The following is a 15,813-nucleotide window of genomic DNA, read 5'->3' as shown; positions in this document are numbered from 1 at the left end:
CTTTTATATTCTTACCTGTCTCTACTTTGCTAATATGCTTCTTGCGACACTTATGCCATTGGCGGATGCCTGTTGAAGCCCTCTGGTGATGGAAGCGCCGTCGCCCATTGCCCGAAGGCCTTTTACGCTGGTCTCAAAATCCTGATTCACGACCACTTTATTGGAATAGAACTTCACTTCCACGCCGTACAAAAGCGTCTCATCGGAAGCGATGCCCGGGGTCACTTTGTCAAGCGCCTGGATCATCTCATCGATGGCTACCATGATCCGGTGCGGGAATACCAGCGACAGATCTCCCGGAACCGCGTCTTTCAGCGTCGGTACGATGTTGTTACGGTTCAGCCGTTCCTCGGTAGTACGCCTGCCCCGACGGAAATCCCCGTAGCGCTGCAGAAGTATCTTGCCATCGCACAGCATATTTCCAAGCTGCGCGATCTGCTTGCCGTATTCAATGGGTGATTTGAACGGCTCCGTAAAATTCTTGGAAACCAGCAGCGCAAAATTGGTATTATTCGTCTTCATATCCTTGGATTTATATGCATGGCCATTTACCACCGCCAGGCCGTCATCGTAATACTCCGTTGCCACTTCCCCTGAGGGGTTGGTGCAGAACACGCGGACTTTATCATCAAACGTCGGCGTATAATATACCAGCTTCGCCTCGTAAAGCTTCTCATTAAGTTCCTTCATGATCTCATCCCGGACTTCCACGCGTACGCCTACATCCACCGTGCCGTTGCGCGTCTCGATCTCATGCTCCTTGCAGATATGGGAGAACCACTCAGAGCCTTCTCTTCCGATTCCTGCCACAATCTCCGGCGCATAGAATTCCTCGCCCTTATCCGTCACGACTCCTGTGGCAGCGCCATCTTCCACGATAATATCCTTGACCATGGTCATGAACCTGATCTCAACGCCGCAGGATTTTAGATGCTCCTGCAGCCTGGTATAGATCTTATATCCTTCCTCGGTTCCAAGATGGCGGATTGGACATTCAATCAGCTTCAGGTTCGCGCGGATCGCCTTGGCGCGGATATTCTCGATGGCCTCATAATCCTCGATGCCATAGACTTTCTGATCTGCTCCGAACTTCAGATAGATGTCGTCTGCCTCGTGGATCAGTTCTGTTGCCCTCTCATATCCCAGAATCTCCGGAAGCGTTCCTCCCACATCCGGGGAGAGGGATAATTTCCCATCCGAAAATGCTCCGGCTCCGGCAAATCCTGTAGTAATCGAGCAGGGCTGGCAGCCCACGCAAGTCTTGGTCTTTCTCTTCGGGCACTGTCTCTTTTCAATCGAACGACCCTTTTCAATCATTAAAACCTTCAGATCCGGTTTTTGTCTCATCAATTCATATGCGCAGAAAATCCCGGAGGGACCCGCGCCTATAATAATCACGTCATACTGATTCATGCTATCACTTCTCTTTCCTATTGTTTCAGGGCTTTTTACACCTCGACTATCATACCATTTGAGACATAAAAAAACAAGGCATTAATTAGAAATTATGATCCTAATTAATAACCCTGCCTAATATATCATCATCGATAATCTCCAACAGAGAATGGGACATCAGAAATTCATAAAACTTAAGCGCCGTATCCGCGGATATCTCATCCGTTTCATACAGCAGCCAGTATTTGATCCCATTGACCAAAGTGATAGACTGGAATCTTAAGAATATCTCCTCGCTGATGATGGGCGCGTCCTCTTCCACTTTCAGAGGATGCTTTTCGATCAGTTGCCGAGCCACGTCGTAGATTCTCTGATACAGCATCTCTTCAAAAGAATTCTGTCCTTCTACTTCAAAAACCTTTCTATAATACGCCTTATCCGCTCCAATCTTGCGAAACAGCATCTTCATTGCTTCCAGCGCCATATCCATGGAAATAAGCTCCGTCACGCTTTGAAAGACGTCTTCCCATAACAGCCATTCCATAACCTCGTATTTATCTTGAAAATAATTATAAAAAGTCGGACGGATGACCCCTGCCGCATCCGTAATCATCTTAATTGTTATTTTTTCAAAAGACTTTTCCACCACCAGTTCTTTAAATTCCTCGCCCAGCAAAGCCTTTGTCTTTTCGCTTCTACGTTCCATTCAATCACCCTTTGTCACCATTTGCCTTCCAGTATTTATGGAATATTATAACACAGATGCCGCCAAGCGCACAAGGAACCATATAGGTCGCGAACCGGTAGAGCAGCATGGCGGAAGCCGCCTCGACGCCTCCTGCGATCCTGGAAAACAGCAGGATGAACACCCCTTCCGTGCTGCCAAGCCCGCCAGGCGCGGGAATAATGCCCGCCAGCATCAATATTAGCGAAGTGACGCAGGCTGTCTCAAAAATCCCCGAACCCGCAGGGTGCAGGATCATATACGGAATCACGTACCAGCAGCCCAGTTTTGCCAGTTCCATCAGCATTACCAGGATTATATCCCTCCTGTCTTTTATAAGGTTCACCGTCTCCTGCCTTAGAAGCATGCCTTTGCCTTCCATCTGCATAATCTTATTTTCATATTTGTGCTTTCTGTCTGCTTTTCTTCCCAGCCATGCCAGCGTACGGTGGAACCGTCCGGATACGCAGGCCAGTATCAGGATCAGACAGAAGACGGCAGTCAGGCCATAGCCCAGAATCAGTTCCATGCGGTATTCCCCAAACCAGCGGTTCATATAGGCGCCGCAGAAGAAAAAGCCCAGCCCTCCAAACACAGCCACCGCAATCCTCTGCAATACATATTGGACTGCACAGATGGCAACCCCTTCCGGCACCTGAATCCCTTTCTTAAATAAAAAATATACTGTCGCTGCCGCCGTCCCGCTTCCAAGGGTAACCGTACGGTAAAACGCAGTATAGTACGAGCAGGCGATGCCGTCCCTATAATGAAAATCATTCTGATGCCTTCTGGCAAGCCAGACGTATACCAGTCCCTCCGAAAGGTTATAGAATACGCCGCAAAGGCAGATTCCAAGCAACGTCTGCCCTGTCGTATCCGATATTTCCTTTTGTATAGAAGAGAAGGAATCTCCAAATAACAGACAGAGGATGATGAGGACTATTACAATGAATATGATTTTCCACCAGTTATTTTTCTTCAAGGGGATTCCTTCTTTCCTAGCAGAGCAAAGAATGCGCTCTTCACATTCTCGCGGAGGATTTTGTATCATAGGGAACGGAGTTTCCTATGATACAAGAAAGGTCAGCTTGCCGACTTATGGCTCTGCTTGTAATTTTCATAATTCATCTTATGATGAGGATTCTCTTCCCATATCTTCTCGGCAGTTTCCTTCCAGTTTTCGGCATACTCATGACATTTGCCGCACAGATGCTCCACCGTCTCAGGGGACTTAAGGTCCGTAGACTTTGCGCCTGTCTCCTTTACCATACGCATCAGGATCTCGGGATTCTCAAGCATCGGGCATGGCCGCAAATGATTGCCGTTGAATGGCTGATTATCCCTGTATGCCATAAACAAGGGCTGCCTGAGCGCATCCAGCAGAGAGACTTCCCTGATATTCGCGCTGGAATAATGGATGAATACGCACGGCTCCACATCGCCGTTGGGATTGATATGGCAATAGTTCCGTCCGCCTGCAATGCAGCCGCCTACAAACTCTCCATCATTCTGGAAGTCCATGGCATAGATTGGCTTGCCGCCTTCCATTGCCCGGATTTCCCGTATCCTGTGGTACATGTACTCTCTCTGCTCCTTCGTTGGAAGAAGTTCCGGCGCCGCATCGTTTCCCACCGGCATATAATGGAAATACCAGGTAAACCGGCAGCCTTTTTCTATAATCAGATCCAGGAATTCATCCGAAGTCACCGTATCAATATTCTTGCTCGTATAGCAGATGGATGTCCCGAATATCTGTCCGGACTGCTTTAGCAGATCCATGGCATGCATTACCTTGTCAAATACCCCGTTCCCTCTACGAAAATCATTGACTTCTTCAAAGCCTTCCAGGCTGATAGACAAGGAAAGATTCCCCACTCTTCTCATATCCTCGCAAAACGCCTCGTCTACCAGCGTCCCATTGGTAAATGCGTGGAAGGCACAGTCATTATGCTTCTCACATAGTTTTATAATATCGGCTTTACGTACCAGCGGCTCTCCGCCGGTATACATATAGAAATAGATCCCCAGTTCTTTGCCCTGGGTAATGATCCCATCCAATTCATCGAATGTGAGATTCAGCCTGTTGCCATATTCTGCTGCCCAGCATCCGGTGCAATGCAGGTTGCAGGCGCTGGTGGGGTCCATCAGAATCAGCCATGGGATATTGCAGTCATACTTTTTTCTCATCTCCCGTATGGTCTTGGTGCCATAAAGTCCTGCTTCATAGCCAAGATTCAGGGCTGACTGGCGGATGACGTAGGGATCTACCTCGTCCAGCAGACGGTTGATATACTTCATCCATTTACTCTCAGGATCCTTTATCATACGCCTGGCTGCCTCATAATTCTTGCTGTCAAAATGGCTGCCCATATAGCGTTCTGTCAGATCCACCAGTTGAAGCATTCCTTTTTCCCTGTCCTTATTCATGTGCCTTAAGACCATGTCGATCGCGGTTCCATACGCGCCTCTTGCCGCTTTGTGTGATAATGTGCTCATAATACGCTTCCTCCTTCTTCTTTCGTTCAATCTATATATAATAGTGGATTACTACGTCCGCGCTGGCCAAAAGAAGCATTGCTCCTCCAATCCAGTATGCATGCCTGTTGTGCTTCAGGCCAAGCCTGTACCCTGCATATACGCCCAAAATAACCTGCAGGACTGTCACCGGAAATAGTGTGATCGCCTGGGCAATCACCTCCGTATCCAAAAATCCCATCCCTACGCCTGCCATAAATGCATCTATGCTGGTCACCAGAGCCAGGGCCGTCGTCGTCTTCCATTCGATCGCGTCTTTCCGGCGTTCCAGGACCTGTTCCCTTTTCACGCCCTTGCATATCATATAGATTCCAAGTCCTGCAAAGATTAGTACCGTTATTCCTTCCCAGCCATCAGCCACTTTCTTCGAGTGGTCTGTCGGAACTGCCGGAAGCAAAGTGACCAGATTGCCGATAATCAGGCCTCCAAGCTGCATCCCGCCAAATAAAAGGCTAAGTCCGGCCAAATTTCTCGCACGGATCTTAGAAAAGCCCGCCCCAAGATATGCCACCGCCACAAATACATCAATGGATAGGCCGATGGAGATAACCAGAATCTCTGCTATGGACATCTGCATCACCTTCCTTTAAAAACTATTGTAAGGGAAATTGTCAGAAAATTGAATGTACAAAGAAGGACAAACGTTTAAAGAATACTACATTTTGGGGGATTTGTAGTGAAATTGGCGTACGCGAGGGAGGGGAGGGGACGGATTCTTCGTCCTGTCCGCTTCCCTGCAGAATTCGCCCTCCCCCTCCCTCGCTGTCGCAATTTACCGGCAAAGTCATAAGGTTTGCTGGCGTTAACGTACACCTTCCCCGTAAAGGCCTTTTATGCGCCAGGATTCCCCGCCGCGATAGTTTTTTGAACTTTAGTGAACGCCAGGCGTCTGCAGGGGGCAGGGGCTTTTCTTTTCCGTCGGATGAGCCGTAGGAGTTGTTACTGAAAATGCAGCCAAAATAAGGAATGGGGATTTTGCCACAAGCAAAATCCCCAAGTGTCTCTGAGACGGGAAATCATCCAGATTTCCTGCCGAATAGGCACGGTTTCCTTATTTTGACTGCATTTGAAGTTACAAATCCCTAATGATGGAACAGCCGGATTCCCGTAAAGGACATCACCATTCCATACTTATTACAGGTTGCGATCACATTGTCGTCTCTCACAGAGCCGCCCGGCTGCGCGACATACTTTACGCCGCTCTTATGCGCGCGATCAATGTTGTCGCCAAATGGGAAGAATGCGTCTGAGCCAAGGGCCACATCCGTCATCTTGTCAAGCCATTCTCTCTTTGCTTCCCTAGAGAATACTTCCGGCTTCTCTTTGAAGATTGCCGGCCATGCGTCATCTGCCAGGACATCCATATAATCGTCACCGATATAAAGATCAATCGCATTGTCCCGGTCAGCACGGCGAATGGAATCCACGAATGGAAGGTTCATAACCTGTGGGGACTGTCTCAGCCACCAGTTGTCAGCCTTGGTACCTGCCAGGCGCGTGCAGTGAATTCTGGACTGCTGCCCTGCGCCGATGCCGATCGCCTGTCCGTCTTTTACGAAGCATACGGAATTGGACTGGGTGTATTTTAATGTGATCATAGAGATGGCAAGATCAATCTTAGCCTGCTCTGTCAGTTCCTTGTTATCCGTCACGATATTGGAGAAGAATTCGTCATCGATCTTCAGTTCATTTCTCCCCTGCTCGAACGTAATGCCAAACACATCCTTGTGCTCCAGCGGCTCCGGCACATAATCCGGATCAATCTGGATGACATTGTAATTGCCATTCTTTTTCTGCTTCAGAAGTTCGAGAGCCTTCGGCTCATATCCTGGCGCAATGACGCCATCGGATACCTCGCGCTTGATCAGCCTGGCCGTGTCCACATCGCACACATCGGATAAGGAGATGAAATCTCCGAATGAAGACATGCGGTCTGCTCCCCTTGCTCTTGCATATGCACAGGCAAGCGGGGACAATTCTCCCAGATCATCCACCCAGTAGATCTTTGCCAGCGTATCGCTAAGCGGCAGTCCTACGGCCGCACCCGCCGGGGATACATGCTTGAAGGAGGTTGCTGCCGGAAGTCCCGTGGCTTTCTTAAGCTCGCTTACCAGCTGCCACCCATTAAACGCGTCCAGGAAGTTAATATATCCCGGCCTTCCGCATAATACCTGGATGGGAAGTTCCCCGCCGCCTGCCATATAGATCCTGGATGGCTTCTGATTTGGATTGCAGCCATATTTCAACTCTAATTCTTTCATCTTCTCTTGCTCCTTTGTATTTATTATCCTTGCCTTTTGACTTACTGGTTCTTATTTACAATCCTGGTCGCACATGTACCAGAAGCGATATCAATGTAGCGGACGAACAGAGACACCTTATTGTCTTCATTCAGACTGCTCCACAATGTATCTGTAAATGCATCTATATCATCCGGAACCGCGATCAGTTTCGGCTCACCCTCAAAACTTGGCAGCGGGTCGCCGTCGCACTTGTATGTATGGATAAAATGCCCTTCGCCTGCTGCCGGGTTCTCATAAGCGAACGTATAGCGGTTACAGCTGTCCGGACTGCCATTATTGCTCTTTAAGATGGACATCGCATAGTTGTATGTGCCATTCTCGATATGCATGATTCCCGAAATCCTTGGCGTATAGTTGGGGCCGTCCGGCTCAAACTCCCTGCTTCTTAAGGACTGTTCAAATGTCATCTGCTTGTCCATTCCCTCATAGATGGTATCCGTCTGGTCTCCATTTGTTACAATTGTCTTATTGCCAAGCACGCGCACCGGCGCATAGATGATCAGGCTCGGATCAGTCAGTTTTGACGGATCAAATGCCTGCGTGCGGATGCCTTCCCCATCCTCCACAAAGATTCGGTTGCGGCTGTTAACGCTTCTTCCCATAATAAAATAAGCGGTTACGGCCTTGGTCCCGTCAGCGCTCCTGCCTATGATAATCCCGCGTCCCGGATATGAATTTCCCTGCAGTTCTTTCTCAATTGATAACCTTTCCATGAATACATCTCCTTTTTCATTGGTTTTGACCTGTTATCTTATTATATATAAAATACATAGGTTTTTCCAGTGGTATTTGAAACTTCTTGAACCTCCTGTTGAAGCGTCTGTTTCTTGATGTTACAATAAATACAGTTATCATAATTTTATATAAGAAAGGAATGAGGGTTAGCGTTATGAAAAAGAAAATCATCCTATCTGCCGCCTTCCTGCTGTCCATGCTATGCCTGGCCGGATGCGGCAAGGACTCCGCCGATAAATACGTCGGCGAGGAGATTACTTCTATGAAAAAGGAAAAGGCGGATTGCTTCGCCGCCGTTCTGGATGATGGAATCGCCAAAAGTAATCAGGAGTATGTACTCCAGTTTCCGGAAGAACTAAAGGAGCCCTACCAGAAGTTCCTGCAGGAATGCTTCAAGACCATAGAGTTTGAAGTAGCCTCCGCCAAAAAAGGAGATGACGGAAACTATAAAGTTGACGTCACCTATACCCCGCTCAATGTGGGAGAGACCTTAAAGTCTTCTGACAGCGAGAAGGCCAACGCCTTAAAATCATCTGATCTGGCTGCGGAGACCTCCGCCCTCCTTGAAGCAGACGCGAAAATACTTGCCGATAAGCCAAAGTACCAGGCCGAAGTCATCTCGACTTTGGAGGTTAAGAAGGATGGGGATTCCTTCGCCATAAGCGACGACAGCCTGAAAGCATTTCTTTCCCAGGCTTTGTACGACTGCATGGAGCCATACAATGCAGTCTGCGAGATCCTGGACATCCAGAACTTTTTGCAATCTTATCTGGATGCCAGTTTTAAGGGAGAGGTAACTCAATTTGCCAAACATACCAGCCGCACCGAGGAAGAGGCTCTTGCCTGGTATGAGATGGAGACGTTCGATCCTCCTTCAGAGTTAGGCGAGGCCTATGTGCAGAGATATAAGGATGCCCTTAAGAATATTATGAAGCAGTGCCAGTACTCCACAGGGATTCCCAAAAAGGATGCCGGAGGCTTCAACTACACTATGGATGTCACTGTCGTGCCAAATAACAGCTTGATTGATGCAATGAATGAATTTCAGCAGGGTACTTACTATTCGATTGACGAGGTATCGGCAGGCCTGGTAGCAACCTTGGAAAAATATGCCGCAGCGCCTACTTATGGGGAAGAGACTACGGTGAATGTGCCGGTGAATTTCAATTCCCTGATCTCCGCCGGGGAGGACAATGCGGATCTGACCAACTTGTCTCTTCTGATTCTTCCCACTCCGGAATAGAATCGGGCATAAAAAAACGGTTCCTGATCGGAACCGTTTTTTTATGCCTTTAGGAGCCATCCCTCCATTTTCTTTTTATCTCTTCATACTCTTCCTGCCTTTTATCTGCTTCCCCGCCAGCGCCTTCCCGTCGCTTTTTCTTATTCTTCCAGTCTATCACTTCGGTCGCGATCAGCAAGATGCCATTCAGGGCAATAATAAACGGCGTAATAAAAACAATAAAATCTCCCATACGATCACCTTCCAGAATATGGCTGAAACTGCAATTTGACTATCTGCCGCTTCGTCTACGAGTGCCTTATATCTGTATTATAAACCTAGTTCCCCTCTTTTATCCATTAATATAAAAATGTTACAAATTCATGAAAATATCATTAATTTTTTTATACATTTTACTTCTTGTCCTGATAAGAATCCAGGAGTAGAATGTATTAGGCTAAAAATAGAATTTGATCATAGGAGTTGAAATTATGCCGTCGGGAAATACAAAAAAGCGGGACTATCTATTTGATAATTATAAGGCGCTTCTGATCGCGCTGGTAGTAATCGGACACTTTATCGAACTCAGCTACAAGGATAACGAGTTCCTGTACGCTTTGAAATGGCTGGTAGTGTCTTTCCATATGCCGGCCTTTATCTTCATATCCGGCTATTTTTCAAAACGCGCGCTTTCGCTTGGCATCTTGTTCCAGAAACTTGCCATACCTTATATTATATATGAAATCATCTATTACCTTGTTTACACCTTCATCATCCATAAGCCAACCGGGCTGTACCTGTTATACCCCAAATTCTCCCTGTGGTATATCCAGGCGCTGTTTTTCTGGCGGCTGCTGGCTCCGCATATCCGAAAGATTCCGCATTATATGGCCATTTCCATTCTCGCAGGACTTCTGGCCGGATGCCTTGATATGCCGGACAATTTCTTAAGCATTCCGCGTACCCTGGTATTTTTCCCTTACTTCCTGGCAGGGTCGGCATTTGACCGAAGCCTGCTTGTAAGAATGCGCACTCTGAAAAACCGGATGATCGCATGCGCAGGCGTTGCTGCCTTTGCATGCTTTCTGGCTTTTGACCCTTTCCATAGGAATCTTTCTCCCAAAATCTTCTATGGAAGATATAACTATGATTATCTGGATCAGAGTATTATCGAAGGCGTCATCTGCCGGGTAATCTGCTATGGCATCGGCTTTGCCATGACGCTGGCGGTGGCATTGCTGATGTCTGGCCGCCGGACATTCTATTCCTATATCGGAACCCGGACCATGGCGATCTATCTGTTCCATGGCCTGGCCTACTCCTATCTGAAAGGCTGCACGGACCTGCTAAGGGGGATCGATACGCTAAGCGGCTCTCTTCTGCTGATCCTGTCCTGCCTGCTTATGACCGCTGCTTTTTCCATCCCGCAGCTGACTACTTTTACAAATGCAGTCTCTTCTCTTAGGCTGCCTCGTACTCTGCGCGTCCGCCAGAAGGATGGGACCGGGAAATACGCGCCAAACCTGCGTTCCATCTAGCGTGGACTAGTCCACGCTCTCCCCGGGCCGCACGATACGCTTTACCCATTCCTTCTTAATCTCCCAGATATTGCCGCAGACGTTAAATATGGTCCAGTTGTCGATCTCAAAGACCCGCTTCCAGCTGGCGCGGATGCGCTCTACTTCCTCCGGGAACATGCCCTTGTATCTGCCCTCAAAGAATTCAAACCCATTCTCTACCCCGATCTCTTTCAGGTGCCGCTTATAAGCGGCGGCATCTTCGTCATCCTTCGGAAGATAGATACGGTTCAGTACATAATCCCACTTCACATCATCAAAGTAAATGATCTGATCCTGGGGCACTTCCAGCACATAGACCACGGTATCCGGAATCGGCTTTAAGCAGTTATCCGGGCTTATCGAGCACCAGATCGGGGCCTTTACATCCTCAGGCTTTGCCACTTTCTTAGCCGCCTCCCTGGTAAACCAGTCGTAGCTTTCCATAAATAAGGGGGCGATATCTCCAAAATGCAGTTCTACATAGATCCTTTCATTGATAATCCTGCCATTTCGCTCCAGCTGATACAGGGTCTTATCATTCTGACGGGTATATAGATTCACGGTCTTCTGTTCCATCTGCTCATCCTCCTGCCGGTTATTCCGGTATCCTTATATTGTCCCGCTCTATCTCATTATCTCCATGCGCCGGCACTAGCGCTTCCGGCACCTCAGGCATACTCCTGCGCCGATCATGATGACGGCACCGGCCAGCAGATAGTATTTCTCGTCATAACTGCCTTTCTGCATGGAAAATGGATAGAACATTCTCAAGTATTTATCTCCGCTTCCTATCGCAACGATATAGTAGAAAAACGGGATCATATATCCTATCACAAGATTATCAGAAAGTCCGTAAAAGAACAACCCTAATCCGCCAAGGAACAGCATTTCCGCCAAAGTACCGCAATAATAGCCGGCAACCGGGAAACTGCAATTTCCCCTGGCAAGGATCCAGACGTATATCCCCAGAAGCGCTGCAAGAATCAGCACGCTTGTCATTAGCCGGATGCCATATACGATTCCACAGCCTGTATACTTGGAACGGATCAATTCCCGGATGTCACGGTTCTGCTCCGGCAGAAACACCGACGGGATCATTATGATGCCAATGAGCGCCACGAACATTTCCAGTACCTTTGCGGTATCACGTTCTCCCAGATTGCTGATGCCCAGCACTAGCGGGGAGGCGCACAGAAGCAGGGCGCAGGCCAGCAAATGCCACAGGACATTATGCGTTAGATTGACTTTTCCGATTTGCAGATATCTTTCCACGAATATTCATCCTCCCTTTCCTTTTCTGCGAATAGATCCAGGCTGTCACGGATACGGCGATGACCGCAAGCGATGCATACAAGATTCTGTTAGACAGCAGCTGCGAGAACCCCTCCTGGTATCCGCTGTAATTCAGAATCGTATTATGCCTGGGAATCAGATTCCATCCATACCTTCCTCCGTTCATCGTCTTCGCCCCCATAAAGATGGAGACGAACCACCAGGCTCCCTGTACCAGCACTGCAAGCGCAGTATCCGTCAGTTCCGTCAAGAGCATGCCAAGCGCCGTCACCACCATGACGGTGGGCAGCAGCCATCCTGCGATATACTTTGCAAATGCCAGGTAATCCACCGATATTCCGGCTGTTTTTGCATAGGTGACGCAGCCTGCCAAAGGCTGTATAGATAACGCAAAGACTGGAATCAATATCATCACGACCATAGACAGGTACCTGCTTGCGATGATCATCATGGAAGAGGACCTTCGGACATAGATCAGCTCCTGCATATTCGCCCTTCGATCCCGCAGTTCCCTGGTAACAGCCAGGAATACTGGAAGAATTCCCAGAATGATCACCATGTAGTCGCTGAAAAGGCGGGCATAGCCTCCGGTATAGCCGTCCTTTTGTACCAGTTCTTCGTACTCTTTCACCGCATCTTCATAGGTCTTAGGTTCAGAGCCGTTATCTCCGAGCGAATCCAAAGCATAGGATGATCCGCCTCCCAGCATATCATCTACTTCTTGCATGATCTCTTCAAACCGCCCGTAAGAGAGGCTTTCCAATGGCTCAAGCACTGGCCCGGAGGTAATGATGCCGCCGCTGTTTTCATAGAATTCATCTATCTTCTCTTCTATCTCTTCTTTGTCAAGCCCCGTGGCTTCTTTCAATATCTCTCCTACTTTCGCCTCTTCTTCCTTGCCAAGCGTCACTGACTTGACAAATCCGATGGGATAGGTCGTGTATCTTCCTTCGGCGTATTCGCCGGCAAGCATTCCCAAGGTTGCGCTCATAATGATATTCTTATCCTTGCTCGGCTTGACGCCATAATCCTCCAAGCCTTTTTCCGGCGCCTTCTCCATATCCATCTGTCCCATCTGGGAGGCGAAAAACAGTACCATGATGATCACCATCAGCCAATAAGTCAGGCTTTTTACCGTTTGGGAACATTCTTTCATGAAAAGCTTAAAGAGCATTATCGTCCACCCCGCTTCCCATGCATCAGATACAGATAGGCGTCCTCCACCCCTGCCTCGCAAGGTTTCGCCGACTCAAAGGGCCTGGTTTCAGATATAAAACGCGCCATCACATTATTCCCCAGGGTAAGCATGCTGGTCACCATGTATTTTTCCTTTAACGCTTCCAGTTCTTTCCTGCTGATTTCCGCCATATATACCTTTCCTTCTGCCAGACTGGTCAACTCTGCCACCGTTCCCTGGTAGATCAGGCTCCCCTCGTCCAGCACCGCGATGTCCTCGCAGGTAGCCTCGATATCCCCCACGATGTGCGTAGACAGAATCACAATCCGATCCTTTGCGATCTCGCACAGCAGATTGCGGAACCTGACACGCTCCTCAGGGTCCAGTCCCGCCGTAGGCTCATCCACTATCAGTATCTTGGGATCATGCAGGATAGCCTGGGCTATCCCCAGCCGTCTCTTCATTCCCCCTGATAATGCTTTTACTTTTTTCTTCTGGTCTTCCTGTAGATTTACCTTATATAAAAGTTTTGGAATCTTCTGTTTTCTGCTTTTTTGATCCATGCCGGAAAGCACGCCCAGATAATCCATCGCCTCATATACCGTCATATTCGGATACATGGAGAATTCCTGGGGCAGATACCCTACGATCCGTCTGATTTCCCTGGCATCCTCCACCGGGATGCCACATATTGATACATTTCCCTCGGACTTCTTAAGAAGCGTGGCCAGGACCTTCATAAGGGTCGTCTTTCCTGCCCCATTCCTTCCAAGCAGTCCGAACATGCCCGTCTTGATATAAAGATTCACATCCTTAAGCGCCTGTTTTCTGCCATAATATTGATTCAGGCCTTCTATCTTGATACTTATATCCATTCTGATTCTCCTCTCTTTCTATTCGGATATCTATAGCATAGAATACAAATATCTATATTTTCCCTACGAAATATTAAGATTCTCTTGATTCCTTTTTGCAGGAGAAGGATGCTGTGGCGATGGCACCGCCTTCCACGCTGTTGGCAATGTCCAGCGTTCCGCCGTGCTTGCGGCACAACTGCCTGCAGATATGGAGCCCTATGCCGAAGTGTTCATCCTTTGCATCGTCTTCATACTCTTTATAATAAGGCCTGAGCGCCTTTCGCATCTGTTCTTTGGCAAATCCCGGCCCATCATCTCTGACTGCCAGGATCAGCTCGCTGCTGGCCGCATCATAGTCATCCATTACCTGGATCTTTGTCCTGGCATAGCGAATAGCGTTGGAAAGCAGATTCTCAAGTACTTCCACGATCAGGCTGTCATCCGCGTATATCTCGCATTCCGTATCAGATCTGGCATAATCGATCCAGATATCCCCGATCTGGTTCAAGGCAAATACCACTTCTCCTATCTTGCTCTGTATCCCCTCAAGTGCCATATCCTCAGCCCGCAGCGGTACCTCGTCGATTCCTCTGACTTCTTTCATGGTATAGCTGTAGCGTTCCAGCCTCTTAATATGATCCGACATCAATTCCAGGGTATCCTGCATCTTTTCCTGGCTTACCTTGCCCTCCGGGATATATCTGGCCAAAAAATCCGTATATCCTTTTAATACCGTTAGCGGCGTTCGAAGATCATGGGCAAACGCCGCATTCAACTCTTTCTGCCGATCCACCAGTTTCCACATGTTTTCCTTATTGCATACCAGTTCCTGGCGCATCTCTTCAAATGACTGGCACAGCCTGCCCATCTCATCCCTGCTGTCATAGGCGATCCGAAAGTCCAGATCATTTCCTCTGATGGCAGCCGCGGAGTCTTCCAGAATTCCAAGCGGCGTCCGAAGCCGCCTTCGGTAAAAAAGGCAGATCGCCACAATGATTCCTGTCAGGAAATAGAAGAACGGACACCACACCCGGATCATATCCAATACGATCAGCCTGCCATCTACCTGCTGCCTCCACATCGAATTCATCCACATCAAGCCATTTTCAACTATGACATTGCCTAAGTCATTGATACTGTCATATTGTTTCCACAGACTGTTCTCCCACTGCCAGCACAGACGCATTGTAACAAAAGATAATGCCCATACGATAACGGATGTCAATAGGATATAAGCGATCATTGCCCTGCGGAAAGTAAGATTCCTCACCCAGGAAAACAGTTTTTCAAATTTCTCATTTATCCAATCCATCGATATCCCACTCCCCATACCGTCTCAATATATGCCTTATCTGTGTAACGGCTGATCTTTGCCCTGATTCTTCGGATATGCTCTGTTATGATGCCTGCATCTGCATCCCCTTCATACCCCCGGACTTTTTCATAGAGCTGCTCTTTGCTGAATACCTGTCCTGGATTGAGAGACAGAAGTTCCAGGATTCCATATTCTGTCTTGGTAAGCCCAAGCAAATCTTCCCCGATATATACGCAGCGTTCTTCATAGCGTATTGCCAGCGCTCCACAGATCTTCACCGGCTTTTTGCGCTTAATTCGTTCTTCCCTTCGCAGATGGGCTTCCACTCTTGCTCCCAGTTCTTCGATACTGAAGGGTTTCAATATATAGTCATCGCCTCCCAGCATCAGGCCCTTGATCCTGTCAGCCTCTTCTATCTTTGCCGTCAAAAAAAGGATGGGGCAGGAGACATGCGCGCGGATTCTCTCGCATACTTCAAATCCATCCAATCCTGGCATATTCACATCCAGAAGAATAATATCCGGGTTCTGGGATATCTTCTCCAGTACTTCCATCCCATTTTCGGCCTCTATCACCTGGTAGTCCTGCATTTCAAAATAATCCTTTAACAGATGGATGATTCCCGGCTCATCATCCGCTGCCAGCATCTTTTTCTTTATTTCCATAAAAATATCGCCCTGCCTTTCGGGAAATATTAT

At 48.1% G+C, this 15,813-nt stretch carries 16 protein-coding genes; 2 read left to right on the top strand and 14 right to left on the bottom strand.

Annotation, left to right across the window (positions count from 1 at the left end; genetic code table 11):
* Positions 1-21 precede the first annotated feature (21 nt).
* The 7 genes from K0036_RS05475 to K0036_RS05445 form a co-directional block, all read right to left on the bottom strand.
* Complete coding sequence (locus tag K0036_RS05475) at positions 22-1,413, bottom strand: NAD(P)/FAD-dependent oxidoreductase (protein ID WP_173694768.1); 1,392 nt, start codon at positions 1,411-1,413, stop codon at positions 22-24.
* Positions 1,414-1,513: 100 nt separating this feature from the next.
* The gene (locus tag K0036_RS05470; protein WP_025644713.1) at positions 1,514-2,101 is read right to left on the bottom strand and encodes a TetR family transcriptional regulator; all 588 of its coding nucleotides are present in this window, start codon (positions 2,099-2,101) and stop codon (positions 1,514-1,516) included.
* A gap of 4 nt (positions 2,102-2,105) precedes the next feature.
* Positions 2,106-3,101, bottom strand: coding sequence for a lysylphosphatidylglycerol synthase transmembrane domain-containing protein (locus K0036_RS05465; protein ID WP_220430918.1), 996 nt, complete (start codon positions 3,099-3,101; stop codon positions 2,106-2,108).
* A gap of 101 nt (positions 3,102-3,202) precedes the next feature.
* Complete coding sequence (locus K0036_RS05460) at positions 3,203-4,615, bottom strand: radical SAM protein (RefSeq protein WP_025644717.1); 1,413 nt, start codon at positions 4,613-4,615, stop codon at positions 3,203-3,205.
* A 31-nt stretch (positions 4,616-4,646) separates the two neighbouring features.
* A complete protein-coding gene (locus tag K0036_RS05455; RefSeq protein ID WP_227036218.1) occupies positions 4,647-5,225 on the bottom strand; it encodes a manganese efflux pump MntP family protein in 579 nt (192 codons plus the stop codon).
* Positions 5,226-5,736: 511 nt separating this feature from the next.
* Positions 5,737-6,915 (bottom strand): phosphoribosylaminoimidazolecarboxamide formyltransferase, encoded by a 1,179-nt coding sequence (locus K0036_RS05450; protein ID WP_220430917.1) that lies wholly within the window; start codon positions 6,913-6,915, stop codon positions 5,737-5,739.
* Positions 6,916-6,956: 41 nt separating this feature from the next.
* Positions 6,957-7,670: an IMP cyclohydrolase gene (locus K0036_RS05445; protein ID WP_025644730.1), complete on the bottom strand. Its 714-nt coding sequence runs from the start codon at positions 7,668-7,670 to the stop codon at positions 6,957-6,959.
* Between the two features lie 176 nt (positions 7,671-7,846).
* Between K0036_RS05445 and K0036_RS05440 the strand changes: the two genes are divergently transcribed.
* Positions 7,847-8,935 carry a hypothetical protein gene (locus K0036_RS05440; protein ID WP_220430916.1) on the top strand — a complete coding sequence of 363 codons (1,089 nt, stop codon included), beginning with the start codon at positions 7,847-7,849 and terminating at the stop codon, positions 8,933-8,935.
* A 49-nt stretch (positions 8,936-8,984) separates the two neighbouring features.
* Here K0036_RS05440 and K0036_RS05435 read toward each other — a convergent pair whose 3' ends face one another.
* Complete coding sequence (locus K0036_RS05435) at positions 8,985-9,167, bottom strand: hypothetical protein (protein ID WP_025644734.1); 183 nt, start codon at positions 9,165-9,167, stop codon at positions 8,985-8,987.
* Between the two features lie 238 nt (positions 9,168-9,405).
* Here K0036_RS05435 and K0036_RS05430 point away from each other — a divergent pair, with 238 nt between their 5' ends.
* Positions 9,406-10,452 (top strand): acyltransferase family protein, encoded by a 1,047-nt coding sequence (locus tag K0036_RS05430; RefSeq protein WP_220430915.1) that lies wholly within the window; start codon positions 9,406-9,408, stop codon positions 10,450-10,452.
* A 6-nt stretch (positions 10,453-10,458) separates the two neighbouring features.
* On the opposite strand, the gene K0036_RS05425 is transcribed toward K0036_RS05430, so the two are convergent.
* From K0036_RS05425 to K0036_RS05400, 6 genes are all read right to left on the bottom strand, one after another.
* On the bottom strand, positions 10,459-11,049 hold the full coding sequence (locus tag K0036_RS05425; protein WP_004605610.1) for a DUF3841 domain-containing protein: 591 nt from the start codon (positions 11,047-11,049) through the stop codon (positions 10,459-10,461).
* A 75-nt stretch (positions 11,050-11,124) separates the two neighbouring features.
* On the bottom strand, positions 11,125-11,745 hold the full coding sequence (locus tag K0036_RS05420) for a hypothetical protein (protein ID WP_220430914.1): 621 nt from the start codon (positions 11,743-11,745) through the stop codon (positions 11,125-11,127).
* Entirely contained in the window at positions 11,702-12,940 is a 1,239-nt protein-coding gene (locus K0036_RS05415; RefSeq protein ID WP_220430913.1) for an ABC transporter permease, read from the bottom strand. The genes K0036_RS05420 and K0036_RS05415 overlap by 44 nt, the downstream gene beginning before the upstream one ends.
* Positions 12,940-13,818, bottom strand: coding sequence for an ABC transporter ATP-binding protein (locus tag K0036_RS05410; RefSeq protein WP_220430912.1), 879 nt, complete (start codon positions 13,816-13,818; stop codon positions 12,940-12,942). The genes K0036_RS05415 and K0036_RS05410 overlap by 1 nt, the downstream gene beginning before the upstream one ends.
* Before the next feature lie 73 nt (positions 13,819-13,891).
* On the bottom strand, positions 13,892-15,112 hold the full coding sequence (locus K0036_RS05405) for a HAMP domain-containing sensor histidine kinase (RefSeq protein ID WP_220430911.1): 1,221 nt from the start codon (positions 15,110-15,112) through the stop codon (positions 13,892-13,894).
* Positions 15,100-15,780: a response regulator transcription factor gene (locus tag K0036_RS05400; RefSeq protein ID WP_004605605.1), complete on the bottom strand. Its 681-nt coding sequence runs from the start codon at positions 15,778-15,780 to the stop codon at positions 15,100-15,102. Before K0036_RS05400 ends, K0036_RS05405 begins: the two co-directional genes overlap by 13 nt.
* Positions 15,781-15,813: the final 33 nt, after the last annotated feature.

The sequence above is a fragment of the [Clostridium] scindens genome, from assembly GCF_019597925.1.
In the GTDB taxonomy this organism is placed as follows: domain Bacteria; phylum Bacillota; class Clostridia; order Lachnospirales; family Lachnospiraceae; genus Clostridium_AP.
Note: the sequence above shows the minus strand (reverse complement) of the source record. Positions and strands in the feature narration are given on the sequence as shown.